Consider the following 23,616-nt stretch of genomic DNA (forward strand, 5'->3'; position numbering starts at 1 on the left):
GTATATAGAATACTATAATCATAAAAGAATTAAGGCAAAATTAAAGGGTATGAGCCCAGTACAATACCGGGCTCATACCCTAGAGGCTGCCTAATGAAACAACCTGTCTAACTTTCGGGGGTCACTTCATGGTGGCATAAGGCTTTTTCTTATTTCAATTTGAATACTATCGCTTCATACGGACGTAATGTAATGTTATCTATCGATCCGATTTCTACATCGTAATTGTGTATGAATAATTCTGATTCACTATAACTAATATCTTCAGGCATTTCAAATACACTTTCATTCGCAGTAAAGTTTGCAATAACAAGTAGTTTTTCGTCTCCATATGTTCTTACATAAGCAAAAATAGAAGGATTATTCTCTAATATTAAATCATATGATCCATATACAACTATTTCATTATTTTTGCGTAGTTCAATTAATTTCTTATAGTAATAAAAAATTGAACCTTCATCTTGGATTGCTTGTTTCACATTAATCTCTTTATAGTTAGGATTTACAGTAATCCAAGGTTCACCTTTTGTAAATCCAGCGTGATTCTGATCATTCCACTGCATCGGAGTTCTAGCATTATCACGACCCTTTATATAAATAGATTCCATTACTTTTTCTATATCTTCACCATGGTCTATCACTTTTTCTTTATACATATTTAACGTTTCAATATCTCGATATTCATCAATTGATTGGAATCGAACGTTCGTCATTCCGATTTCTTCACCTTGATAAATATATGGCGTTCCTTTCATCATATGAAGAACTGTCGCTAACATTTTTGCTGATTCAATGCGATACATTCCATCATTACCGAAACGAGATACAACGCGAGGCTGATCATGATTATTCCAATAAAGGCTATTCCATCCGGTATGCTCTAATGCTTTTTGCCACTTTGTTAAATTCTCTTTTAAAGTAAGAAGTGAGCATGGTTTTACATCCCACTTTCCACCTTCTCCTGAATCTAAATCCATATGTTCAAATTGGAATACCATTTGCAACTCTTTTCGTTCTTCTCCAGTATACAATTTCGCTTCTTCTGTCGTTACACCAGGCATTTCACCAACCGTCATAATATCATAATGCGATAATACCTCCTCATTCATTTCATGTAAATATTTATGAATGTTTGGACCGTTCATAAAATGCTTATGACCTGAAACATACCTCTCTTCTTCTGTTTCAACAGCTGGTAATCCCTCCTCTTTAGAAATAAAATTAATAACATCCATGCGGAATCCATCAATTCCTTTTTCTAACCAAAACTTCATCATCTCATAAACATCTTGTCTTACCTTTTCATTATCCCAGTTTAAATCTGGCTGTTTTTTAGAAAACAGATGTAAATAATATTCATCCGTCATTTCATCATACTGCCATGCAGATCCACTAAAAGCAGCTCCCCAGTTGTTCGGTTCTTTCCCTTCTTTTCCAGGACGCCATATATAGTAATCTCTATATTTATTATCTTTTGATTTGCGTGATTCAATAAACCAATTATGTTCATCAGATGTATGATTAACAACTAAATCCATCATCAGTTTCATATTGCGTTCATGCATTTCATGTAATAGCTCATCCCAATCTTCCATTGTTCCGAATTCGTTCATAATTTTACAATAATCGCTTATATCATAACCATTATCATCATTTGGAGATTCATAGACTGGTGATAACCAAATCACATCAATTCCTAATTCTTTTAAGTAATCTAGCTTTGAAATAATCCCTTGAAGATCTCCTATACCATCACCGTTACTATCCATAAAGCTACGAGGATAAATTTGATATACTACGCTTTCTTTCCACCATTGTTTTTCCATTATGCTACCCCATTTCATTCATAATTCATTTTTCTTTTTTTAAGGCGCAAACGTTTTCATTAATGAATGATAACAGATTCTATCTCAATTTAAAATAGCGCTTACAATTTTTATTGTTCTTTTTCTAAGAAAACATGCGAAAATCACTAATAACTCTCCAATATATGAAAACGTTTTATTTTTTTATTTATTTTTTGAATCTATTCGTTTATAATGAACTCAAAGAAAACGTTTGCATAATTATTTCTAGGGGGAAATACCATGGCAGAACTTAAATTAGAAAACATTTATAAGATATATGATAATAACGTAACAGCTGTAACTGATTTTAATTTACACATTCAAGATAAAGAATTTATCGTATTTGTCGGTCCTTCTGGATGCGGAAAATCTACAACATTACGAATGGTAGCTGGACTTGAAGATATTTCAAAAGGCGAGTTTTCAATTGATGGTAAACTAATGAATGATGTTCCTCCAAAAGATCGAGATATCGCAATGGTCTTCCAAAACTACGCTCTTTATCCACATATGAGTGTATATGATAATATGGCATTTGGATTAAAACTTCGAAAAATACCAAAAGATGAAATCGATCGTCGTGTGAAAGATGCAGCAAAAATTTTAGGACTTGAACAATATTTAGATAGAAAACCGAAAGCATTATCAGGTGGACAGCGCCAACGTGTTGCGTTAGGTAGAGCAATCGTTCGAGATGCAAAAGTTTTCTTAATGGATGAACCATTATCAAACTTAGATGCTAAACTCCGTGTTGCAATGCGCTCAGAAATTTCTAAGCTACATCATCGCCTTGGAACAACAACAATTTATGTAACACATGACCAAACAGAAGCAATGACTATGGCTTCGCGTCTTGTCGTTATGAAGGATGGAAAGATTCAACAAATTGGAACACCAAAAGAAGTATATGAAACACCAGAAAACATTTTCGTGGGTGGATTTATCGGGTCACCAGCGATGAACTTCTTCCGTGGTAAATTGACTGAAACCGATTTCGTTATAGACAATACTATAAAAATCAAAGTATCTGAAGGAAAAATGAAGATGCTACGTGAACAAGGCTATGTAAATAAGGAAATTGTTTTAGGTATTCGCCCGGAGGACATTCATGATGAACTACTATTTTTAGAAGCTTCACAATCTACTACTTTCACAACAAAAATTGAAGTTGCTGAATTGTTAGGTGCTGAATCTATTTTATATATGAAACTTGGAAATCAAGATTTTGCAGCACGTGTTGATGCAAGACATATATTCTCACCTGGAGACCAAATTAAATTGGCATTTGATTTAAATAAAGCGCATTTCTTTGACAGCCAAACAGAACAACGTATTCGCTAAAAAAATTTCCTTCTATATAACATACAAAAAAACCGTCCACATATATTGAGGGCGGTTTTCATTATTATACTAGGGCTTCTACTGTATGAAATGATTGTCCTTTCGTGCCAATAATACCGAAAATCGGTAAATCACTAAGCACCACTTCTTCTTGCTGTTTCATAAAAGATGACGTTAATTGTTTTATCTCTATCCAAACGTCATTAATACAAAGTACATTGGAATCGTTCTCTTGTTGGCGAGAAAAAATAGAATCTATTTTATATAAACCAGCATTTTGAAAAAGCATGTCAATGCGATTGAATGCATTCAAAGTAATGCTAATAACGCGTTGCCAATCTCCTTGCTTTTCCATATCATAGAATACAAAAAGGGCTTCTCCGCCTAGATTCGTAATTTCCTCCACTGTTGCTTGTCCACTTTCTTGATCAATGTCCGTCACAATTACTTTTGCGCCTTGTTTAGCCAACAAAAGAGCTGTATTACGTCCAATACCGATGCCACCGCCAGTTACGATAGCAACTTTTCCTGCAAGCTTCATTTTCATTACCCCTTCTATAAGTCTTACCGTCATTCAGTATACTCCTTTATGAGATTATTCTGCAAGCAAGAAAAATTGCTATTCGATTTGTAAACGTTTACTTTTTATCCTTCTTTTTTCTTACTCTTACGCTGATCAAGAACTAGACCGATAAAAATGAGAATGCCCCAAAAAATTATGCTACCTCCTGTCATCTCAACTTCCCCCTTATTATATAAAGTAAAACTTTAATCAGCCCCAAATGGTGAGATAAAGATATTATTTTTAATTATTATACCATTATCTTAATTTTCAATCTATTATAAATAGAAATGACACATTTAAGCTTTTCCTTACTGTAAATATTCACAATATACTTATAAAATAAAAAAAGACCCTTTTATATATAAAAAGGGTCTTTTTTTATTTTATTATACAAGACTTATTATTTTCGTCTTTGTAATTAAGTCCTGAAAACCGCAATTGTCTTTGCGGAACAACATCATATATACGTTACATATTAATGGAATTCCTAATAGCAATACGTTGGGTAATAACACTACAAAAAATCTTATAATTAATGTTTGCAACGTTAGCTTTTCACTCTTCAATGAAATTAATTTTATTCTTGTTACCTTTTTGCCAAGTGTAACACCGTTCCAAATAAAGGGTAACACAATAAAATATATCGCCATTAATATGAAAACTACTGCGAAATCATATCTAAAATCACCTAAGCTTATATTAAAGCGCTTAAACATAGCACTATAGTTTCCGGTCATAATAGCTACTACTGCACCATACATAACCGAGATTAAAAACATGTCAATTAGGGAAGCACCTATGCGATTCATTACAAGCGCTGGACGATGCATCTTTAACTTCATTTTATGTCGACTCCTTCATATCCTTCTTTACCCGTCTCATCGTACCACTTCTAAAAAACATTGTAAACTAGCGTTTCTCTTACTTTTCTTGTACAATTTGTTACAATAGCATTATAAAGGAGGTTCCCATATTGAAAAAATGGATAATCCTATTCGTCGCCTTCCTATTAACTGGTTGTGCAGGAAACACAAGTCACTTAACTTATACGGTTAACGATGAATACGAACTCATACGTACTTCTGGAAATGCATTTGAACTTTTCCCCTCGCAAGATGCTGTATATGCCACACAATACATCCCTGCAAAAATTACAGACATTGCTTGGGATGATAAATACATTATTGCAAAACAAACTGAGGAAAAATCAGATCCAAATAACCCTGACGCAGCAATTGCAAATAAAAAAAGTGAACATTATTGGATTATTGACGTAAAGCACAATAAACGTTTCGGTCCCTACAATGAAAAGCAATTTAATGAACAAAAAGATGCGTTTAAAATTAAGGTGCCTTTTCAAAATATAGATTCATACATAAAAGAAATAAAAAAACAGTCAGCATAATATTTGAATGCTGGCTGTTTTTTCTTACATTATTTTAGTGAGATGTTAAACGTTTGTGGCTCTTTTACAACATCTTGTGTTTCTGAATCTCCTGCAAGTAAATCATCAGTTGTAAACTGAATATCCTTTACCTTGTCTTTTCCATCGTCAAGTATTAAACCAATAATACCATCTCTTATTTCACCAGGCTTATAGTCTTCTCTTGATACATTTTTTGTACCAACTAACGTATCTTCGTCATATAAAAAGTTTTGAGTGGCTACTTTAAAATGTTGCTTACCATTAATCATAACATCATTCATAGAGAAAAATTGCATATTTTTATTTCCGCTATTCTCCACTTTATATGTAATCTCAACGTAACGAATTGTATTACTAATCTCTGTTCCACTTAGCGATGCATATAATTCTGCATCTTCTTGGCTTACTTTATCCCCTAATCTACGTTTTACTTCTTCAGGAGTTAGTGCCGTGTATACTTTCAATGTATTTTTTGCCTTTTCACTCATTTGTGATAAAGAGATTACTTTCACATCTTGTACGTGAATTTTCATTGGCGCTACTTCAAATGTTTGATTCACAGAATGCATCTGCTCTAACTTGAAAGTACCCCATCCTGTTTCTTTCACTTTTTGTCCTACTTTTTTCAGCTCACGCCCACCATATTCTTTCGTTTCAGGAATAGATTCTTTCTTCTTCGGTTCAGCTTTCTTTTCTTCTTGATGGAAGCAACCACTTAACATAAGAAGAAAACTACATAAAACAAAAATACTTTTCCATGCTTTCATCATTTCATTTCTCCTAACGCTATCATTCATGAATATAAAATTAGTCCCTTGCTTTGTAAACTATAGAAACAATGACAAGTCCACAAAATGAACTTGTCAGTCCAGATACTATTATACCTCCAATTTGGAAAATATGAAAATAGGGATCTAGGAACGCATGCACGATAAATATAAAAGCTGTCACAATGATTATCGAAACCCAATACTTTCTTTTTTCTGAAGCTACAATTATATCTTTCCCTGTTTCATCTTTATACTTCCATAGTACGTATAATAGTAATAATAAGCCAACACATGTACTCCCATGTTGCATATATTTATACAATGGAATACTGCGTAATTCAATTTGTAACAATGGTATTTTCATAACGAAATAGCCTGTATTATGAGTAAATGCATCCCAAACGACATGCGTGAGCATACCGAATAATGCAGAATAGCAAAATACAAAGAATTCTTTCCAGGTATGTAGCCCCCACCTCTCATCTATTGCATATGAATAATAACCAGCAAACGGTTTAGGTAAATGCGTTATAAACGGCTTTTTTAAAATGTAATGATATATGTATGCGAGTAGAAATACAAGCGGTAAATTTAAATATAAGAACCCAAGCCATGTATGGCCAATAACACCATAGGCTCTAAAGTATAAAAAATATTCAAAGTCAGGCGCCATACTACCTAATATAAGAGCCTTTACTGAAATATGTTCAGAATGCTTTTTCGCAAAAGGAAGAACTGCTGCTGGATGTGCAAATGTAAACGGCATACTTTAACTCCTTCTCACATTTTCAATAGAATACCATCTATCATAACGAGAGAATGGATTTTCATGCAATATTTATTTTCACATTGGAATATGATAGTTTAAATGATATAATCCACATAAAATATTCAGAAAATAAGGAAGGAATTCAGGTGTCATTAACACTTGTATTTGCTGTCTTTTTAGAATCAAAATCCGTTATGAATTGAGGTTTATATATTGATTGACGTACCCTTTTTACAAAATGTCACGTTAAAAAAAGAAAATATCCCTAGTTTTTCCGCATATCCTTACTGCTTACCCGCTATCCGAACATTACAATCACTAGCTTTCCATCCAAATGTAACATTCATTATTGGAGAAAACGGAACAGGTAAATCAACATTACTCGAAGCAATTGCAATTGCGTTAGGTTTTAATGCAGAAGGTGGAACGAAGAACTTCCGCTTTAGCACAAACGATTCCCATTCATCTTTACATGAATACCTTCGAATTTCAAAAAGTTTCAATACACCAAACGACGGTTTCTTTCTTCGCGCTGAATCATTTTATAACGTTGCTTCTTATATTGATGAAATAGATGCTGATAGAGAAGCACGTGGGAATCCGGTTATCAACTCTTATGGTGGTATCTCACTACACAAACAATCACACGGTGAATCATTCTTCTCATTATTTATGAACCGTTTTTCAGGACAAGGTTTATACATTTTAGATGAGCCTGAGGCCGCTCTATCACCGATGAGACAACTTTCCATGCTCATTCGAATGCATGAGCTAGCGGAACAAGGTTCACAATTTGTTATTGCGACGCATTCTCCTATTTTAATGGCTTACCCTGAATCTACTATATACTCTTTAACACAAGAGGGAATTCACGAATCCACATTAGAAGAAACTGAGCATTACCAAACGACGAAACTTTTCTTTGAAAGTCGCGATCGATTATTCCATCATCTATTTGAGTCGTAAAAAAAGAAGCAGCAATAGCTGCTTCTTTTTTATAGTGCTTCTATAAATAAGGCAACCCCGATACCGCCACCGACGCATAAAGAGGCAATTCCTTTTTCTAACCCACGTCTTTTTAATTCGTGAATTAAACTTACTGTAATACGAGCCCCTGTACAACCAATTGGATGCCCAAGTCCTACGCCACTACCGTTTACGTTCACTTTTTCACGGTCTAAGCCTAACTCTTTCTCTACAGCTAAATATTGAGCAGCGAAAGCTTCATTAATTTCAAGTAAATCTGCATCTTCTAATGACCAATCCACTTTTTCTAAACCTTTACGAATTGCTGGTGCTGGTCCAATACCCATAATTTTCGGATCTACCCCAGCTACTGAATATCCAACAATTCTAGCTAACGGTTGTAAACCTTTTTCTTTCGCTTTTTCTTCGCTCATTAATACTAGAACTGCACTCCCGTCATTAAGACCAGATGCATTCCCTGCAGTTACTGATCCATCTTTACGGAATGCCGGCTTCAATCCAGCCAATTTCTCAGCTGTAATATCTGCACGTGGATGTTCATCCTTCGAAAATACAATTTCTTTTCTACGCTCTTTTATTGTAATAGGAACAATTTGATCGTCAAAGTATCCAGACTCGATTGCTTGTAGTGCTAGTGTGTGACTACGAAGCGCAACTTCATCTTGTTCCTCTCTTGTAATTTCATATTGTTCAACTAAATTTTCCGCTGTTTCACCCATCATAATATGGTGAATCGGATCTTCTAACACTTCCCACACCGTATCACGAATTTCTCCGTGCTGTAGACGTTGTCCCCAGCGGTGCTGTTTCAATGCATAAGGGCTCGAACTCATCGCTTCTACTCCACCTGCAACAACAACATCACTTACACCTAATTGGATTTGCATTGCAGCTGACATAATTGCTTGCATACCTGAAGAACATTGGCGTTGGATTGTATATCCCGTAACTGTGTCAGGAAATCCTGCCGCTAATGCAGCTGTTCTCGCCGTATTTGCTTCATCAGTTCTTTGAATACAATGACCTAAAATTACTTCATCAACTTCATGTGGTTCTACCCCGCCTCGTTTTACAGCTTCCTGAAGTACAGGAACAGCTAATTCTACTGGCGTTACATTTTTTAGCGCTCCTCCAAAAGTTCCAATTGGTGAACGAACTGCAGCTGTAATAACAACATTATGCATTTTGTACTTGCCCCTCTCTTATGTACCCTAGTCAGTTTTTAGGTGAAATTCCATAAGATGTATATCTACAACTATCATACTATAAACATACTAAAAAATCAAAATATTTCATATAATAAAAATAGAAGGAATTAACCTTCTATTCTGTCAGTGCATATAAAAACTTTTGCAAAATTTTCTCTGTCGTTTCATTCAATTTTGGCAACTTATCTACTGGAAAATATTGAAGTTTCAACCCTTCATGATCGAGCTTTAATTCCCCGCTCACATGATGTGCCTGATACAGATGAATGACATTGAAAATTTCATCGCCATTCGGATAACGGAAATATACTTCTTTTCCTGATAGAACACCAAGAAATTGCATTATTTTTGCAGTTAACCCCGTTTCCTCAAATAACTCTCTACGTGCCGTTTCTTCTGTCGTTTCACCCAGTTCCATCGCCCCGCCAGGTACACCCCAATCATATGTATCTGAACGATATTGAAGCAATACTTCTTGTTTATCATTTAATATAATGATTGCTGATCCTACGAGAATAAGCGGTCTTGTACCAACGACTTTTCGTAACTCTTCAATATACCCCATATGTAAATTCCCCTTTCCCTAACCTCCCTTATCATAACAAAATTTCTCTCTTTTTGTTCATGTAATTTTAAAGAAAAAAAGGAAGCTTTCGCCTCCGTTTTTTCATCTTTATTTCTTAAAACTTTCATATTTTACAGCTTCAAAAGCTTCCTCAATTTCATCATTACGATAATGGACATATGTAAAACGACCCAATTCTACTAATCTTGCTATTTCCTGTAACGCTTTATGCTGCTCATATGTTTCTTTCAGCTTAATATGTACATAAAACTTCATTAAAGGATGTTCATATAAAGGTTCTCCCACCTCTACATATACATCTTCAACCCCTTGTACAACTCTTACATAACTCGCAAATTGATAAAGTGCTTCTCTGTCTGAAACGATTTTTAATGTATACATATATTCTCCCCCTTTCCTTTACTATATCAAAAAGACGACCATACCATGTTATAGAACTATGAAATTTTTTCGACTTGTCATCTATATATTCAATAAAGAAGGCGTTTATCCATACATGACATCTTTTTCCCACATATATTATAGGAAGAACTTTTTTTCATTTGAGGTGTTCCTTATGGATCCATACGTCAATATATGTATTTGCATTACTCCCGGCGCCGATATTTCTGATGACCGCATCGCAAAAGATTTAGCTGTTGCAGAATCAATTTGGCACCCCATTACATTTCAAATTCAAGAAGTAATTGTATTAAATGAACTTTTCCGTTTTTTTGACCGTGAAATCAGTTATAAAAATTCCATTCAAAGTCAAGAAAAGTTGGCATCCTTTTTCCAAACATGTGTAAATGAAGCTCCTGAATGCGACCTTTATATTTGTTATATTGGCAGTGATTATTTCAAAGAAACTGCAGTAATTGCCTGCGCTTATTCTTTAGCAAAACAACAGCAACTTACTGGCTATATCGTTTTAACAAATTCGGCTGCTCCTATGAAAAATATATATACGCTCGCTCACGAAATCGGTCATATTTTATTTACAAGACGTATTCATGGAAAACTTACTCATGCAGATCCTCATTCTCCAACCGGTTCGGAGCACCACCCTTCTCCAACAAATCTTATGTATCCGATAGTCCCTCGTCCAGAAAACGTTCATATTCATTCCTTATTAACAACAGAACAAAAAGCGCTCTCTTTACAAAGCTCTTTACTACAAAGAAAAAAACAGTAACCCTCATGTTACTGTTTAAAACACCTTATTCCAATCAATAAACCAAATCCCGGCTGCTAGAAATAAAAATAGTCAACTAAATGTAAATGTAATCCCTCTAAAAATCCCTATATAATATTTCTTTGGAAATAATTTTTTGTATATCCAGAGCAGCCGCTTTTTATTGAATTTCTAGTTCCCAATTTTTCTTTCTTCAATTTTTAAAGACCATCTCATTAATCCATATATACTTCCATACATAAGTAAGGTCTTTGCAATTCCCCAAAATACATTTCTTTCTTCTAAGTCTTTAAATAAGAACATAATCGCAAGAGGAACAATTAGTACCACAACACCCATCCAACCAAGAACATATACTTCACCAATAAGAAGTAATAAAAATATAGTTACTGCTAATATATATGTCTGTATTGTCGACAATTGTAAAATTGGCGTCCCATACCATTTATTCATAAATATTAATAACACTAATAATAAAATAGGTATCATCACTGCTACATAAATAATTCCAAACTCTACTAATTTACTTTTAAAAGAAGACATTCTAAACGCAACAATCGTTCCAATAATCGTAATGATTAAAACGATAGGATAACCGATTAACTGTACATTCGTTAACGTAAATTGTTGATTCGGATTTCCAAATAAAATATTTGTAAGTAACCAATATCCTCCTATTCCAATTATCATTCCTAAAATAGTCTTTATACTCCCGCTTTTATCCTTCTCCATCTCTTTCGCTAATTCTTCCGCATACTCTTTTGGTGAGTCACCAAATATGTCCCTTACCGTCTTCCCCTTTTTTTCACCTTCTATTAAATGAAGCTCTGCATCTTCTAGAAAGGCGTCCATCTCTTCTTCTTTAATCCCTTTTGTTATTAAATATACTTTCGTATCGATTAAAAACTTTTCTCCTTCTTTAGAAACATTCATTATAACCACTCCCTTATTTAACCATTTTTCTTCTATTCGTCTTCATCATAATTTCAAGGAAAATTAAAATAAATAAACTTCCATATAAACATATAATTTGAAATAACATTGGCATGAGATCTTCAGATGTAAATGTTTTAAACATTAACATAATAGAAAGCGGAATGATTAAATATAAGTTTTTAAACCATCCTTCAAAATATATATTTATCGCTACTGTGATGATAAAAATCCCACCAGCTACTATATAACTTTGGACTTCGGTGAATGTGAGCATTTTTGTAGGATATATCACATCTAATATCGTAACAGCTCCTAATAAAAACAATGGAGCAATCATAACTAAAGACCACATGGAAAACCATATTTTTGTAAAGCTTGTGACGAAGCTCATTTTGCGAAGTAGAAAATTAGGACCCATAACAACTAAAATCAATGAAAAACTGTAACCGATACACTGAATAAGTGAAATCTGTAACATTCCATTACTCACTATTAAGATAGAAGCAATAATCCAAAAAGATACGATATTCATTACTGTAAAACCAATTTGCTTCCACGTTTCCTGTCTATCTCTTTCCATCACTTTTACAAGTTCATTTGCATATTCTTTCGGTGAGCTTCCGAAAATATCTTCTACACTCTTCCCCTCACTCTCACCTTCTATTAAATGAAGTTCTGCGTCTTCTAAAAAGTTTTCAATATCACTTTCTTTCACACTCTTTGCCGTCAAAAATAATCTCATATCTAACAAAAACTTTCGTGCTTCACTTGATAACATTATTTTCTCCTTCCCTTCCCTTCAAGTAGACGTTCTACACTACTTTGCATGGCTTCCCAGCGATCCATAAATTCATCAAGTGCTTCCTCGCCTTTTTCTGTTAATGTGTAATATTTTCTCTTTGGACCAGATGGAGATTCCTTCATTACGCTTGTTATTAATCCTTCTTTTTGCATTCGTATTAATAACGGATAAATACTTCCCTCACTCGCCATTGTAAAACCATACTTTGCTAGCTTCTCACTCATTTCATAACCGTATATTTCGCCTTCAGAAATAATAGCAAGTAAGCATCCTTCTAAGATCCCTTTCAGCATTTGACTTGTCGACATAATTCAAATCCTCCTGCTATCTTGTTTTACAAGATAGATAAGCGTAAGTATCTTGCTTTACAAAATAGTATAGCAAAGACTATTTTGCAAAACAAGATAGCTAACGATATTTTTTCCAAATGTTTGCAGGATTTTCATTATAACCTCTCTAAATAGAGCACTATGAAAACTTTATTATGAAGGGATGTTTTTCATCATGGTTACAAATCGAGTTGTCTTTTTAACAGGTGCTGCGAGTGGTATTGGATATGAAATGGGAAGTGCTTTTGCAAAAGAAGGTGCAAAAGTTGTGATTACTGATCGTCTTGAAGAACGTGCGAAAGAAGCAGCTGAACAATTACAAAATGAAGGTTTTCAAGCTATCGGTTTAAAATGTGACGTTACATCTGAAGAGGAAATTACAGCATCAATTTCTCAAACAGTTAGTCATTTCGGTTCATTAGATATATTAATTAACAACGCAGGAATGCAACACGTTTCACCCATTGAAGACTTTCCAACGGAAAAGTTTGAGCTACTAATTCAAATTATGCAAATTGCTCCGTTTATCGCAATTAAGCATGCCTTTCCGATTATGAAACAACAAAAATATGGTCGTATTATTAATGTCGCTTCTATTAACGGCCTTGTCGGGTTTGCTGGAAAAGCTGCCTACAATAGTGCAAAACATGGCGTAATTGGATTAACAAAAGTTGCCGCTTTAGAAGGTGCTACGCATGGTATTACTGTTAATGCCCTTTGCCCTGGTTATGTCGATACCCCTCTTGTACGTAATCAACTACAAGACTTAGCTACTACACGAAATGTACCACTTGAAAATGTTTTAGAAGATGTTATTTATCCACTCGTCCCACAAAAGCGCTTATTACAAGTACAAGAAATCGCTGATTATGCTATGTTTTTAGCGAGTGAAAAAGCTAAAGGTATAACTGGTCAAGCTGTCGTTATCGATGGTGGCTATACTGCTCAATAAAAAATAAAGTTTGCTCAAGAAGAGCAAACTTTATTTTTTATTACGAGGATCTTCGTACTTTAGTAATTGCCGCGGGAGCTTCTCAATTGCAACAATTACCCCCTCTAATTTACTTTCAATACGGTGGAGTAAATATAATGTTACAACAATTGGAAACCCTACATTACCTATCATCTTGATCCACTCTTCCATCCTCTTCTCCTCCTTTCATTATATAAGTAAGAGAAAACAATGCATTTAGGCATAAAAAAACAAGCTATTATGTATTAGCCTGTTTTTCAAATAATGATGCAATTTCTCTTTTATAATCCCCGCTTATAATACCTTTCTCAGTAATAATTCCTGTAATTAATTCGTTCGGTGTTACGTCAAATGCAGGGTTATAAACACTCGTTCCAATTGGTGCTACTTGTTTTCCAAAGATTTTCGTAACTTCTGTTTCATCTCTTTCTTCAATAATTATTTCGGCTCCAGTTTCTTTCGTAACATCAAATGTTGACAGTGGCGCAGCAACATAAAATGGGATATCAAAGTGCTTTGCTAAAATAGCTAAATTCATTGTCCCTATTTTATTTGCCGTATCTCCATTTGCGACAATTCGATCCGCCCCTACAATAATTGCATTTATTTCTTTCGTTTGAATAGCATGAGCTGCAGTATTATCTGTAATAAGGGTCACATCAATATTTGCTTGCTTCAATTCCCAGGTCGTTAAGCGACCACCTTGTAAAACTGGTCTCGTTTCACACGCATATGCATGTAAACGCACACCTTTCTCTTTTCCAATATAAAAGGGAGCTAATGCAGTTCCATATCTGGCAGTTGCGATACTTCCAGCGTTACAGATTGTTAAAATATTATCGCCATCTTTAAAACATGTTAACGCATATTCCCCAATATTTCGGCACACCTCTTCATCTTCCTGCTGAATGCGAAGCGCTTCTTCTTCTAATGTTTTTTGTGCTTCTTTTATTGTAGTAATCTCTCGAATAGATTCTCTCATACGATCAATTGTCCAAAATAAATTTACTGCTGTCGGGCGTGACGTTCCTAAATAATTACAATCTCTATTAAACTTCTTTTGAAATTCTTCAATATGTACAGTGTTATATTTTTTTGATGCAAGCGCCAAGCCAAATGCAGCTACAATTCCAATTGCAGGCGCTCCTCGTACTTCTAACATTACGATGCTTTTCCAAACCTCTTCAATAGTCGTCAATGTTTTGTATTCTGTGCTATGCGGCAATTTCGTTTGATTTAATACCGCAATTGCATCACCTTTCCAGCTTACAGATCTCGGAACAGTAACAATTGTACTCACGCTTTTACGCCCCCTGAAACTGTCTGTTGAAATAATGTTCGAAACAGTTGAATATCAGCACTTTTAGATTCATATTTTATTAGTTCTTTACCTAAGGATAGCGCTTGTTTCTTAGCTTGAATTCTTGTTTCTTTATTTTCTATTTCATCTAAATCTGCTACATGAGCTAAACCAATTGTTCTACGAATCAGTTCACATCCGGCAAATCCAACTGCATCAGTAAAGATATTTTGCAAAATAATTGGTAACCATTGTTTTTCTTTCGTATATGCTTCTACACCTTCTCCAATCCATAACTTTGTAAAAGTTTCTACAAAATAACTCCACGTCTTTTCTATATGGAAAAATAGCACACTTCTTTTTTCTTCTTCTCTAGATAAAGCATTTAGTAATAGATTTGCAATAAATTGACCTATGTCAAATCCAAATGGGCCATATGTCGCAAATTCTGGATCAATCACTTTCGTTTCAGAAGGTGACGAAAAAATACTACCAGTATGTAAATCACCATGAATAAGAGTTTCTTTTCTTGTTAAGAACTTATATTTATATTGTGCTACTTTTAGTTTTAAAGTTTTATCACTCCAAAGTTCATCAACCACGAGCTGTAAATCTGGCTCATAATCATTTGTATCATAATGTCCAAACGGATCTGTAAACACTAAATCCTCTGTAATTTTACAAAGGTCCGGATTTACAAAGGTACCTTCTAGTACCCTCTTCTCTTCTGACTGCAAACCAAAATCTGAAGTGTAAAATAAAACATGTGCTAGAAAACGGCCGATATGCTGGGATAAAAGCGGATATTCTTCTCCGTCTATTAATCCTTTTCTTGTAATTGTTAGTCTTGATAAGTCTTCTATTACCGTTATCGCTAACTCTTCATCATGACTGTACACTACTGGAACATAATCCGGTACATACTGCGCAAAAATTTGTAATGCCTTGCTTTCAATCGTTGCTCTTTTTATAGACAATGGCCAGCTTTCACCAACTACTTTCGCATAAGGCAGTGCTTGTTTTATTATAATTGATTTCTCTCCATCATCTAATTTGAACACGTAATTTAAGTTTCCGTCTCCAATTTCATGACAAACGACATTTGCCTTCGCTTCAAAATAGCCATGATCTTTCGCATATTGTACAGCTGTTATTTCTGTTAATGAATAATATCCCATCGTCTTCTCCCCCTTTTTAAATTCAGAGGTTTTTCTAACATAGAAAAACCTCTTTCCACTAAGAAAGAGGTTTGAAGTTTATCTTCTCCCCTCTTATCTGCCAGAAAGTTTTACTTTCTGCTGGAATTAGCACCGTGCCTTTTGGCGTAATAAACGCCCCATTTCACAATGGTATTACGGTCGGTTGCTGGGCTTCATCGGGCCAAATCCCTCCACCTGCTCTTGATAAGAGTTGTATAATTTTTTGAATTTTTAACTTTATGTTGAAGACTATACCAAGAATAAAAATCACTTGTCAACATTTTATTTGTATAATTCTGGACGGCGATCCGCAAAAACTGGAATTCCTTTACGTACTTCTTTAATTTTCTCGAATTCAAGCTCTCCAAATAAAATTGATTCCTCTTCATTCGCCTCTACTACAACTTCACCCCAAGGGTCCACAATTAAAGAATGACCCGCAAATACATTATTTGGATCCTTTCCTGCTCTATTACATGCAACAACATAACACTGATTTTCAACTGCTCTTGCTTGCAATAGCAAACGCCAATGTGCTAAACGAACTAATGGCCATTCAGCTACAACAAATAATACTTTTGCCCCTTTAGCAGTATGGACACGCATCCACTCTGGAAAACGAATATCATAACAAATTGTTCCAGCGCATTCAACATCATCTAGCTTAAATTCGCCCGTACCATTACCGGCTATTAAATATTTATGTTCATCCATAAGCTGAAATAAATGTACTTTACTATATTCGTTGACTAGCTGTCCTTCATTATTTACAACATACATCGTATTTGTAACACCTTGCTCTGTTTGCTTTGCTATAGAACCACCAACAATATGTACATCATATTGCTTCGCCCATTCTATTAACTTTTCTTTCGTTTCCACTCCATCCCTATCTGCAATTTCAGAAAGTCTCGTTAAATCATATCCTGTTGTCCATAGTTCTGGTAAGACGATAACATCTGGCCTTTCCTTCATAGCTTCGCTTATTTTATTTTTAGCATTCTCAATATTTTTTTCTACATCTCCAAAAACAATATCCATTTGAATACATGCGACTTTCATTTTTTCAGCCCCATTCTTATTTTTTTCTTTACAAAATACTGGAAAGATTATATCATTTGTCACTAGAATTGTAACAACTTTCAAAAGAGGTGGAAAGTATGAAATCATTTCAACCTTCTGAGATAGTAACATCATTGCCAACACAATTTTTCGCTTCACTTGTTGCAAAAGTTAACAAAGTCGTTGCAGCTGGTCACGATGTTATTAATCTAGGTCAAGGTAATCCAGATCAACCAACACCGCAGCATATCGTAAAAGCTTTACAAGATGCTGCCGGAAAGACCATTCATCATAAATATCCGCCATTTCGCGGACATGAAAGCTTAAAGGAAGCCGTGACTACATTCTATAAACGTGAATACGGCGTCGAATTAAACCCAAAAACTGAAGTTGCTATTTTGTTTGGTGGGAAGGCTGGACTAGTAGAATTACCAATTTGTTTTACAAATCCTGGTGATACAATTCTCGTTCCGGATCCAGGCTATCCAGATTATTTATCTGGGGTTGCCTTAGCAAAGGCACACTTTGAAACCATGCCGCTTATTGCAGAAAATCATTTTTTACCGGATTATAAAAAAATTGACGACTCTATCGCTGAGCGTGCAAAGTTAATGTTTTTAAACTATCCAAATAACCCTACAGGTGCTACTGCATCAAAAGATTTTTTTGATACAACCATTCATTTTGCTAATAAACATAATATATTAGTTGTTCACGATTTCGCTTACGGCGCTATCGGATTTGATGGTCAAAAACCTGTTAGTTTCTTGCAAGCAGACGGTGCGAAAGATATAGGAATTGAAATTTACACGTTATCGAAAACTTTCAATATGGCTGGATGGCGTATTGCTTTTGCAGTAGGGAATGAAAGTGTCATTGAAACCATTAACTTATTGCAAGATCATATGTATGTTAGTATTTTTGGCGCAGTTCAAGATGCTGCTCGCGAAGCACTATTAAGTTCACAGTCTTGCGTAATAGACCTTGTAAATAGTTACGAATCTCGACGAAACGCTCTTATTTCGGCTTGTCAATCAATTGGTTGGAATGTAGACATTCCAACAGGGTCATTCTTTGCATGGCTTCCTGTTCCAAAAGGATATACCTCTGAGCAATTTGCTGATATTTTACTAGAAAAAGCACATGTTGCAGTTGCTCCTGGTGTTGGATTTGGTGAACATGGCGAAGGGTATGTCCGTGTTGGTCTCTTACATACAGAAGATAGATTACGAGAAGCCATTAATCGAATTGATAAATTAAATTTTTTCAAAAAGTAATTGACAACATGAAAAATATCTGACAAAATTCAGTTATCTTAAAAATTTAAACATTTCTAAATACTTCTTATCAAGAGCAGGTGGAGGGACGAGCCCGACGAAACCCGGCAACCGATCTACAATTGTAGACACGGTGCTAATTCTCGCAGCATTACGCTGACAGATAAGGAGCTGGTTGTAAAAAAACCTCTCCTTAGCTGAGAGGTTTTTTTATTTAACTAGGAGGTTATAACAATGAACGGAATTATAGCGACGTATTTAATCCATGATGATTCACATAACTTAGAAAAAAAAGCTGAGCAAATTGCACTCGGTTTAACAATTGGCTCTTGGACTCATTTGCCACAATTATTGCAAGAACAATTAAAGCAACATAAAGGCAACGTCATTCATATTGAGGAATTAGCTGAACATGAACATACGAATTCGTATTTACGTAAAAAAGTAAAACGCGGAATTATTAAAATCGAATATCCGTTATTAAACTTCAGTCCAGATTTACCAGCAATTTTAACGACTACATTTGGAAAGCTATCCCTTGATGGCGAAGTAAAATTAATTGACTTAACTTTTTCAGACGAGTTAAAAAAACATTTTCCTGGTCCAAAATTCGGGATAGATGGTATTCGAAACCTTTTACAAGTGCATGATCGTCCCCTTTTAATGAGTATTTTTAAAGGAATGATTGGACGAAATATTGGGTATTTAAAAACGCAATTACGTGATCAAGCAAGTGGTGGTGTAGATATAGTAAAAGATGATGAAATATTATTTGAAAATGCATTAACACCACTTACGAAACGCATTGTATCTGGAAAAGAAGTTTTACAATCCGTATATGAAACATACGGACATAAAACGTTATATGCCGTAAATTTAACAGGACGAACTTTTGATTTAAAAGAAAATGCGAAACGTGCAGTGCAAGCTGGAGCTGATATTCTATTATTTAACGTATTTGCTTACGGACTAGATGTACTACAATCACTTGCAGAAGATGATGAAATCCCAGTTCCTATTATGGCACACCCTGCTGTAAGTGGTGCTTATTCAGCATCTAAGTTATATGGAATTTCATCTCCATTATTACTCGGAAAGCTACTACGCTATGCTGGGGCTGACTTTTCATTATTCCCATCTCCATACGGAAGTGTTGCGCTAGAAAAAGAGGAAGCTCTTGCTATCTCAAAATATTTAACTGAAGACGATGCATTTTTCAAGAAGAGCTTTTCTGTTCCATCTGCTGGTATTCACCCTGGTTTCGTTCCCTTTATTGTACGAGATTTCGGTAAAGATGTTGTTATTAATGCTGGCGGCGGGATACATGGACATCCAAATGGAGCGCAAGGCGGTGGTAAAGCTTTCCGTACTGCAATTGATGCTACTTTGCAAAATAAACCACTCCATGAAGTAGATGAAATTAATTTACATAGTGCACTACAAATATGGGGAAATCCCTCTCATGAGGTGAAATTATGAGTATTCAAGTGTTTTGTGATTTCGATGGCACGATTACAAATAATGATAACATTATGTCCATTATGGAAAAATTCGCACCACCAGAAGCTGAAGAAGTAAAGAATAGAATTTTATCACAAGAGCTATCTATTCAAGAAGGTGTTTCTCAATTATTTCGATTAATACCTACTCATCTGCACGATGAAATTATTCAATTTTTAATAGAAACTGCTGAAATTCGTAATGGTTTTCATGAATTTATACAATTTGTAAATGAAAATAACATTTCTTTTTACGTTATATCAGGTGGAATGGATTTCTTCGTCTATCCACTCTTACAAGGACTCATTCCAAAAGAGCAAATTTACTGTAATGAAACAGATTTTTCAAATGAATACATTACGGTGAATTGGCCTCATCCTTGTGATCATCATTGTCAAAATCATTGCGGATTATGTAAATCATCACTCATCCGTAAATTGAGTGATACGAATGACTTCCATATTGTGATTGGAGATTCAATTACTGATTTACAAGCTGCGAAACAAGCAGATAAAGTATTTGCTCGTGACTTCCTTATTACAAAGTGTGAAGAGAATTATATTGCTTATACACCGTTTGAAACATTCCATGATATTCAAAATGAATTAAAACATTTGTTGGAGGTGAAATCATGAAACAACTTTTTCGTCAATGGTATGACTTAAGCGAGATAAAAAAAGAATTAACAACTCGAAATTGGTTCCCAGCAACAAGTGGTAATATTTCTATAAAAGTTAGTCATGAGCCACTTACTTTTCTCATTACAGCAAGCGGTAAAGATAAAACAAAAACCACTCCAGATGATTTTCTATTAGTAGATCATGTAGGAGTTCCCGTTTTAGAGACTGAATTACGCCCTTCAGCAGAAACAATATTGCATACACATATTTATAACAATACGAATGCCGGGTGCGTACTTCATGTTCATACAACTGATAATAATGTCATCACAAATTTATATAGTGATGCAGTTACCCTTCAAAATCAAGAAATTATTAAAGCTCTCGATATTTGGGAAGAAGGTGCAACAATTCACATTCCTATTATCGAAAACCATGCCCATATCCCAACGCTTGGAGAAAACTTCCGAAAGCATATACAAGGTGATTCGGGAGCGGTATTAATCCGTAACCACGGTATTACCGTATGGGGCCGAGATAGCTTTGATGCAAAGAAGAGATTAGAAGCTTATGAGTTTTTATTCCAATTTCATATAAAACTATTATCAATTCAAGGAGGCGTTTCTAATGGCGCAAATTCGTATTCATGAAGTAAATACTCGTATTGAAAATGAAGTGGAAGTATCTAAATTTCTACAAGAGGAAGGCGTTTTATATGAGAAATGGAATATTTCTAAACTTCCTACTCATTTAAATGAAAATTATTCTTTAACAGATGAAAACAAAGCTGAAATATTAGCTGTTTTTTCAAAAGAAATCGCTGATGTTTCAGCACGTCGAGGTTATAAAGCATATGATGTAATTTCACTTTCTAATAGCACACCTAACCTTGACGAATTATTAATTAATTTCCAAAAAGAACATCATCATACAGACGACGAAGTCCGCTTTATCGTCAGTGGTCATGGCATTTTCGCTATTGAAGGCAAAGATGGGAAATTCTTTGATGTTGAACTTGAGCCAGGCGATCTAATATCTGTTCCTGAAAATGCAAGACATTATTTTACCTTGCAAGATGATCGTCAAGTTGTAGCTATTCGTATTTTTGTGACAACTGAAGGCTGGGTTCCAATCTATTAAGGTAGTTAGTTGAATAAAAGGACTTGGATCCCCTTTTCCAAACTTTTATTCACTCTACATATATACATCCTCCTATGGAACAGGCTTATTTCACTTTTGAAATAAGCCTGATTTTTTATTTACTCAAAAGTACCATTTCATCACAAATTTAACGCCTTGATTTTTCAAGTGTATTTTTTGAACATTTATTGAAATTTTTCTGAAAATTCTGTTTTGTATGTGATATACTACAATTAACTAAGAAGGAAAATAATATTGCAAACAGAGGGGGATAATCATGAGCTTACTTATCGCACTTATACTTGGAGTTACATGTGGAGCATTTCCTGTTATTTTAGGAGCTATTATGGAAGAGTTAGAAATTGGCGTGTTAGGATTTGTCGCATCTTGTGTAAGCGCTTTATTATTTGGTTTATTCGGTGCTATTCCTGTTTCAATTCTGTGTGCTTTTTATATAATACGCCATGCTCGTACAAAACAATTTGGTCCTAATCACATCGCACAAATTATCCCATTCCCGGTTGAACGATGTCGCCGCGCTTCTAACTTATAATGACTAAATAAATAAAAGTCCTCAAATGAGGGCTTTTATTTATTTTCTTCTAGAAATTGAAACAATTCTTGTAGATGTAGGGCATCTTCACCATAGCTAACAGATACATGAAATATACCGTCAATCTCAGCTTGCATATAAAGATCCACTCCATCACGATCATATTTCAATGCCAAATAAAACTCCATTTCTTCTAACATCTTTTTAGAGGTTCGAATTACATAATGCCCCTTCTCATCTCTTCCATATTCAAAGTCTGGTTCAAAATCATATTTTTGTTTAAAAGCTTCTTTTTGTTTTTCATTAATTTGCATACAAGTAGCTCGCTGTACAGTATCAATCATCTCATCAAACTTTTGAAGGTCCACCTCGTTTACCCCCTTATATATTTTTTATATAATACTTGTGTTCCACTATTTTCTTCGCCATCCTTAATTAACTCTTCATACAATTCTTTCGCCAAACTTAAGCCTGGGACTGGTAATTGTAATTTTTCTGCTTCCTCTAAAGCAATTTTCATATCTTTCATAAAATGCTTTACATAAAATCCTGGCTCAAAGTCTCCTTTTAACATTCGAGGAGCTAAATTACTTAATGACCAACTACCTGCTGCCCCTGTTGAAATACTCTCTAACACTTTATCTGGATTCAATCCAGCCTTCTTCGCGTAAGCAACAGCCTCACATACTCCAATCATATTGGAAGCAATCGCAATTTGATTGCACATTTTTGTATGTTGTCCACTCCCAGCTGGTCCTTGTAATTGAATGTTTGTTCCTAACTTTTCAAGTAAAGGTAAGCATCTATCATATATTTCTTTCTCTCCACCTACCATAATTGCGAGTTTTGCTTCTTTCGCACCAACATCTCCTCCTGAGACAGGTGCATCTAACGTATATATATTTTTGCTTTTTGCAACTTCATTAATACGTTTTGCTAAAGTAGGTGTAGATGTCGTAAAGTCAATTGCTATCGTACCTTCTTTTGCATGTTCTATAATTCCTTCTATACCAAAATACACTTCTTCTACATCATGTGGATATCCAACCATTGTCATTACAATATCAACTTGCTTCACTAACTCTTTTGGCGTATCACACCATTGTGCACCATCTTGCACTAAAGAATCTGTTTTTGCTTTCGTTCTATTATATACATATACTTTATGACCATCTTGCATTAAGTGATAAACCATACTTTTTCCCATTACGCCAATACCAATGAAACCTATTGATAAAGTTTTATGTTCCAT

Annotated in this window: 30 protein-coding genes, 1 pseudogene and 2 riboswitches; of the genes and pseudogenes, 12 read left to right on the top strand and 19 right to left on the bottom strand. The window is 34.7% G+C overall.

Going from position 1 to position 23,616, the window contains the following annotated elements; all coding sequences use genetic code 11:
* Window positions 1-94 (top strand): IS3 family transposase (locus ACTJJY_RS03660; protein WP_154214490.1); only part of this gene is annotated, 94 nt, incomplete at its 5' end.
* A gap of 55 nt (window positions 95-149) precedes the next feature.
* Here the strand turns inward: ACTJJY_RS03660 and malL are convergent.
* Window positions 150-1,826 carry an oligo-1,6-glucosidase gene (gene malL, locus ACTJJY_RS03665; RefSeq protein ID WP_440605033.1) on the bottom strand — a complete coding sequence of 559 codons (1,677 nt, stop codon included), beginning with the start codon at window positions 1,824-1,826 and terminating at the stop codon, window positions 150-152.
* 261 nt (window positions 1,827-2,087) lie between these two features.
* On the opposite strand from malL, the gene ACTJJY_RS03670 reads away from it, so the two are divergent.
* A complete protein-coding gene (locus tag ACTJJY_RS03670) occupies window positions 2,088-3,188 on the top strand; it encodes an ABC transporter ATP-binding protein (RefSeq protein WP_000818934.1) in 1,101 nt (366 codons plus the stop codon).
* Between the two features lie 64 nt (window positions 3,189-3,252).
* Here the strand turns inward: ACTJJY_RS03670 and ACTJJY_RS03675 are convergent, their stop codons facing one another.
* The 3 genes from ACTJJY_RS03675 to ACTJJY_RS03685 all read right to left on the bottom strand — a co-directional run bounded on the left by ACTJJY_RS03675 (window position 3,253) and on the right by ACTJJY_RS03685 (window position 4,595).
* Entirely contained in the window at window positions 3,253-3,762 is a 510-nt protein-coding gene (locus ACTJJY_RS03675) for an SDR family NAD(P)-dependent oxidoreductase (protein WP_089171708.1), read from the bottom strand.
* Window positions 3,763-3,833: 71 nt separating this feature from the next.
* A complete protein-coding gene (locus ACTJJY_RS03680) occupies window positions 3,834-3,923 on the bottom strand; it encodes a hypothetical protein (RefSeq protein WP_000145638.1) in 90 nt (29 codons plus the stop codon).
* A gap of 216 nt (window positions 3,924-4,139) precedes the next feature.
* Window positions 4,140-4,595, bottom strand: a complete 456-nt coding sequence (locus ACTJJY_RS03685) for an RDD family protein (protein ID WP_000769080.1) — start codon at window positions 4,593-4,595, stop codon at window positions 4,140-4,142.
* Between the two features lie 131 nt (window positions 4,596-4,726).
* Between ACTJJY_RS03685 and ACTJJY_RS03690 the strand changes: the two genes are divergently transcribed.
* Complete coding sequence (locus tag ACTJJY_RS03690) at window positions 4,727-5,158, top strand: DUF3997 domain-containing protein (protein WP_440605034.1); 432 nt, start codon at window positions 4,727-4,729, stop codon at window positions 5,156-5,158.
* A gap of 29 nt (window positions 5,159-5,187) precedes the next feature.
* Here the strand turns inward: ACTJJY_RS03690 and ACTJJY_RS03695 are convergent, their stop codons facing one another.
* Both ACTJJY_RS03695 and ACTJJY_RS03700 read right to left on the bottom strand, forming a co-directional pair.
* A complete protein-coding gene (locus tag ACTJJY_RS03695) occupies window positions 5,188-5,949 on the bottom strand; it encodes a hypothetical protein (protein WP_000973899.1) in 762 nt (253 codons plus the stop codon).
* Window positions 5,950-5,986: 37 nt separating this feature from the next.
* Window positions 5,987-6,715 (bottom strand): DUF4184 family protein, encoded by a 729-nt coding sequence (locus ACTJJY_RS03700; RefSeq protein ID WP_440605035.1) that lies wholly within the window; start codon window positions 6,713-6,715, stop codon window positions 5,987-5,989.
* Window positions 6,716-6,931: 216 nt separating this feature from the next.
* On the opposite strand from ACTJJY_RS03700, the gene ACTJJY_RS03705 reads away from it, so the two are divergent.
* A complete protein-coding gene (locus tag ACTJJY_RS03705) occupies window positions 6,932-7,684 on the top strand; it encodes an AAA family ATPase (RefSeq protein ID WP_440605036.1) in 753 nt (250 codons plus the stop codon).
* A gap of 29 nt (window positions 7,685-7,713) precedes the next feature.
* On the opposite strand, the gene ACTJJY_RS03710 is transcribed toward ACTJJY_RS03705, so the two are convergent.
* From ACTJJY_RS03710 to ACTJJY_RS03720, 3 genes are all read right to left on the bottom strand, one after another.
* Window positions 7,714-8,889, bottom strand: coding sequence for an acetyl-CoA C-acetyltransferase (locus tag ACTJJY_RS03710; RefSeq protein WP_000552080.1), 1,176 nt, complete (start codon window positions 8,887-8,889; stop codon window positions 7,714-7,716).
* Window positions 8,890-9,028: 139 nt separating this feature from the next.
* Entirely contained in the window at window positions 9,029-9,478 is a 450-nt protein-coding gene (locus tag ACTJJY_RS03715) for an NUDIX hydrolase (protein WP_002005651.1), read from the bottom strand.
* Window positions 9,479-9,586: 108 nt separating this feature from the next.
* The gene (locus ACTJJY_RS03720; RefSeq protein WP_000288330.1) at window positions 9,587-9,880 is read right to left on the bottom strand and encodes a DUF3928 family protein; all 294 of its coding nucleotides are present in this window, start codon (window positions 9,878-9,880) and stop codon (window positions 9,587-9,589) included.
* A 175-nt stretch (window positions 9,881-10,055) separates the two neighbouring features.
* Between ACTJJY_RS03720 and ACTJJY_RS03725 the strand changes: the two genes are divergently transcribed.
* Complete coding sequence (locus ACTJJY_RS03725; protein WP_000371606.1) at window positions 10,056-10,673, top strand: ImmA/IrrE family metallo-endopeptidase; 618 nt, start codon at window positions 10,056-10,058, stop codon at window positions 10,671-10,673.
* Window positions 10,674-10,745: 72 nt separating this feature from the next.
* On the opposite strand, the pseudogene ACTJJY_RS03730 reads toward ACTJJY_RS03725, so the two are convergent.
* From ACTJJY_RS03730 to ACTJJY_RS03745, 4 genes and pseudogenes are all read right to left on the bottom strand, one after another.
* Window positions 10,746-10,832 (bottom strand): annotated as a pseudogene (locus ACTJJY_RS03730) (DNA-binding protein); the annotation flags it as partial.
* 12 nt (window positions 10,833-10,844) lie between these two features.
* The gene (locus ACTJJY_RS03735) at window positions 10,845-11,606 is read right to left on the bottom strand and encodes a DUF1129 domain-containing protein (protein WP_440605037.1); all 762 of its coding nucleotides are present in this window, start codon (window positions 11,604-11,606) and stop codon (window positions 10,845-10,847) included.
* Between the two features lie 13 nt (window positions 11,607-11,619).
* A complete protein-coding gene (locus ACTJJY_RS03740) occupies window positions 11,620-12,387 on the bottom strand; it encodes a DUF1129 domain-containing protein (protein ID WP_440605038.1) in 768 nt (255 codons plus the stop codon).
* Window positions 12,387-12,719 carry a PadR family transcriptional regulator gene (locus tag ACTJJY_RS03745; RefSeq protein ID WP_000107977.1) on the bottom strand — a complete coding sequence of 111 codons (333 nt, stop codon included), beginning with the start codon at window positions 12,717-12,719 and terminating at the stop codon, window positions 12,387-12,389. Before ACTJJY_RS03745 ends, ACTJJY_RS03740 begins: the two co-directional genes overlap by 1 nt.
* A 196-nt stretch (window positions 12,720-12,915) precedes the next feature.
* Here ACTJJY_RS03745 and ACTJJY_RS03750 point away from each other — a divergent pair, with 196 nt between their 5' ends.
* Entirely contained in the window at window positions 12,916-13,692 is a 777-nt protein-coding gene (locus ACTJJY_RS03750; RefSeq protein ID WP_016080416.1) for a 3-hydroxybutyrate dehydrogenase, read from the top strand.
* 30 nt (window positions 13,693-13,722) lie between these two features.
* Here ACTJJY_RS03750 and ACTJJY_RS03755 read toward each other — a convergent pair whose 3' ends face one another.
* From ACTJJY_RS03755 to ACTJJY_RS03770, 4 genes are all read right to left on the bottom strand, one after another.
* Window positions 13,723-13,884, bottom strand: a complete 162-nt coding sequence (locus ACTJJY_RS03755) for a YvrJ family protein (RefSeq protein WP_000393338.1) — start codon at window positions 13,882-13,884, stop codon at window positions 13,723-13,725.
* Between the two features lie 67 nt (window positions 13,885-13,951).
* Window positions 13,952-15,013, bottom strand: coding sequence for an S-methyl-5-thioribose-1-phosphate isomerase (mtnA, locus tag ACTJJY_RS03760; protein WP_440605039.1), 1,062 nt, complete (start codon window positions 15,011-15,013; stop codon window positions 13,952-13,954).
* A complete protein-coding gene (mtnK, locus tag ACTJJY_RS03765) occupies window positions 15,010-16,191 on the bottom strand; it encodes an S-methyl-5-thioribose kinase (RefSeq protein WP_000542674.1) in 1,182 nt (393 codons plus the stop codon). The genes mtnA and mtnK overlap by 4 nt, the downstream gene beginning before the upstream one ends.
* 90 nt (window positions 16,192-16,281) lie before the next feature.
* Window positions 16,282-16,423, bottom strand: a riboswitch (SAM riboswitch).
* 71 nt (window positions 16,424-16,494) lie between these two features.
* Window positions 16,495-17,358, bottom strand: a complete 864-nt coding sequence (locus tag ACTJJY_RS03770; protein WP_016512349.1) for a carbon-nitrogen family hydrolase — start codon at window positions 17,356-17,358, stop codon at window positions 16,495-16,497.
* 14 nt (window positions 17,359-17,372) lie between these two features.
* Here ACTJJY_RS03770 and ACTJJY_RS03775 point away from each other — a divergent pair, with 14 nt between their 5' ends.
* The 6 genes from ACTJJY_RS03775 to ACTJJY_RS03800 all read left to right on the top strand — a co-directional run bounded on the left by ACTJJY_RS03775 (window position 17,373) and on the right by ACTJJY_RS03800 (window position 22,364).
* Window positions 17,373-18,551, top strand: coding sequence for a pyridoxal phosphate-dependent aminotransferase (locus ACTJJY_RS03775; protein ID WP_440605040.1), 1,179 nt, complete (start codon window positions 17,373-17,375; stop codon window positions 18,549-18,551).
* A gap of 64 nt (window positions 18,552-18,615) precedes the next feature.
* Window positions 18,616-18,721: riboswitch (SAM riboswitch) on the top strand.
* Window positions 18,722-18,785: 64 nt separating this feature from the next.
* Window positions 18,786-20,030 (top strand): 2,3-diketo-5-methylthiopentyl-1-phosphate enolase, encoded by a 1,245-nt coding sequence (gene mtnW / locus ACTJJY_RS03780; RefSeq protein WP_440605041.1) that lies wholly within the window; start codon window positions 18,786-18,788, stop codon window positions 20,028-20,030.
* Window positions 20,027-20,686 (top strand): 2-hydroxy-3-keto-5-methylthiopentenyl-1-phosphate phosphatase, encoded by a 660-nt coding sequence (gene mtnX, locus ACTJJY_RS03785; RefSeq protein WP_000027487.1) that lies wholly within the window; start codon window positions 20,027-20,029, stop codon window positions 20,684-20,686. The genes mtnW and mtnX overlap by 4 nt, the downstream gene beginning before the upstream one ends.
* The gene (locus ACTJJY_RS03790; protein WP_000811341.1) at window positions 20,683-21,321 is read left to right on the top strand and encodes a methylthioribulose 1-phosphate dehydratase; all 639 of its coding nucleotides are present in this window, start codon (window positions 20,683-20,685) and stop codon (window positions 21,319-21,321) included. The genes mtnX and ACTJJY_RS03790 overlap by 4 nt, the downstream gene beginning before the upstream one ends.
* On the top strand, window positions 21,299-21,811 hold the full coding sequence (locus tag ACTJJY_RS03795; protein ID WP_029443178.1) for a 1,2-dihydroxy-3-keto-5-methylthiopentene dioxygenase: 513 nt from the start codon (window positions 21,299-21,301) through the stop codon (window positions 21,809-21,811). Before ACTJJY_RS03790 ends, ACTJJY_RS03795 begins: the two co-directional genes overlap by 23 nt.
* Window positions 21,812-22,088: 277 nt before the next feature.
* A complete protein-coding gene (locus ACTJJY_RS03800; RefSeq protein WP_000054659.1) occupies window positions 22,089-22,364 on the top strand; it encodes a hypothetical protein in 276 nt (91 codons plus the stop codon).
* Window positions 22,365-22,399: 35 nt separating this feature from the next.
* Here the strand turns inward: ACTJJY_RS03800 and ACTJJY_RS03805 are convergent, their stop codons facing one another.
* Window positions 22,400-22,732 carry a DUF3909 family protein gene (locus ACTJJY_RS03805; protein WP_000365617.1) on the bottom strand — a complete coding sequence of 111 codons (333 nt, stop codon included), beginning with the start codon at window positions 22,730-22,732 and terminating at the stop codon, window positions 22,400-22,402.
* A 5-nt stretch (window positions 22,733-22,737) separates the two neighbouring features.
* The gene (locus ACTJJY_RS03810) at window positions 22,738-23,616 is read right to left on the bottom strand and encodes an NAD(P)-dependent oxidoreductase (RefSeq protein WP_000400437.1); all 879 of its coding nucleotides are present in this window, start codon (window positions 23,614-23,616) and stop codon (window positions 22,738-22,740) included.

The organism is Bacillus sp. 22475 (assembly GCF_052044835.1).
Classification (GTDB): domain Bacteria; phylum Bacillota; class Bacilli; order Bacillales; family Bacillaceae_G; genus Bacillus_A; species Bacillus_A cereus.